The organism is Burkholderia sp. Ac-20353 (assembly GCF_017104785.1).
GTDB lineage: Bacteria > Pseudomonadota > Gammaproteobacteria > Burkholderiales > Burkholderiaceae > Burkholderia.
The window spans coordinates 1-1,446 of sequence record NZ_JAAGPL010000453.1; the positions used below are offsets into that span (position 1 = coordinate 1).

Annotated in this window: 1 protein-coding gene; it reads right to left on the bottom strand. The window is 71.6% G+C overall.

Annotation, left to right across the window (positions count from 1 at the left end):
* Positions 1-321: 321 nt before the first annotated feature.
* Positions 322-1,446 (bottom strand): PLP-dependent aminotransferase family protein (locus G3N94_RS41190; protein WP_205799892.1); only part of this gene is annotated, 1,125 nt, incomplete at its 5' end.

The window sequence follows — 1,446 nt, forward strand, 5'->3', positions numbered from 1 at the left end:
TGCGCGACGGCGGCCGCCAGCGGCCGGACGCGGGCGAGCGACCTGGCGCACAGTTCACGGATGGACGACACGATTCGGCGATTCACGGTGATTCACGGCGCGACACGAAGATGACGCGCGGGCGGAAAAGGCGCGATCGTAGCAAACGGATCCCGCGCGCCGGTGCCCGAAGCGGGCTCCCGCTTGCAGGATTTACAGACGATTACGATTGTTTCGGATCGACAACGTATTGCGCCGGCCAGTGCGGCCATTCGACTGACGAATCGGGGGCTGCGCGGTTGGCTAACGTACGCCGCGCTCTACGTCATCCGGGCGCCGCGCTCAACCTCGCGCGTGCGCCGCGCCGGCCGCAGCGATCACGTCGGCGAGCCGCTGCGCGGCCGTGTCGATCTGCGCGCGGCTGAAGCCACCGAACCCGAGCACGAGCCCGGGGCGGGCGGTGCCCGGCGCGAACATCGGCGACACCGCGCGCACCGCGACGCCGGCTTGCGCCGCACGCGCGACGACCGCGCGATCGTCGATGCCGTCGGCCAGCCACAGCACGACGTGCATCCCCTGGTCGCCGGGCTGCAGCCACGCGAGCGGCTTCGGCAGCCGCGCGCCGAGCGTGTCGATCAGCTGCGCGCGATGCTCCGCGTACACGGCGCGCACGCGGCGGATGTGGCGGTCGAGATGGCCTTCGGCCATGAAGGCGGCGAGCACGTGCTGGTCGGCGGTCGGCGCGTGACGATCCATCAGCACGCGCGCGCCGCAGAACGCCGCGACGAGATTGTCGGGCGCGATCACGTAGCCGAGCCGCAGCGACGGGAACAGGATCTTGCTGAACGTGCCGAGGTAGATCACGCGGTCGGGATCGAGCCCCTGCAGCGACGGAAACGGATAGCCCTCGTAGCGCAGCTCGCTGTCGTAGTCGTCCTCGACGATCCACGCACGGCGGGTGCGTGCCCACGCGAGCAGCGCGTTGCGCCGCGCCATGCTCATCGGCATCCCGAGCGGGTACTGGTGCGACGGTGTGACGAACGCGGCGCGGGCATCCGGCGCGCTCCGGATCCCGGCGTCGACGTCGATGCCTTCGTCGTCGACCGGCACGCGCACCATCGCGTCGCGCCGGCCCGTGCTTTCCAGCAGCGCGGTGATCCCACGGTACGCGGGGTTCTCGACCCAGGTCCGGTCGTTGGCGCCGAGCAGCACCTGGCAGGCGAGATGGAGCCCCTGCTGGGTGCCGCTCGTGATGATGACCTGGCCGGGCTCGCACCGCACCGAGCGCGACTTGCGCACGTAATCGGCGATCGCTTCGCGCAGCGGCAGCGCGCCTTGCGGATCGGCATAGCCGGACGGCGCACCGGCGCCGCGTGCGCGCAGCCGGTTGCCGAGCCGGCGCCAGATGTCGTCGGGCGCGGTCAGGCCGACGGGCACCGAGATCGCGAACGGCACCGCCGGCACGAG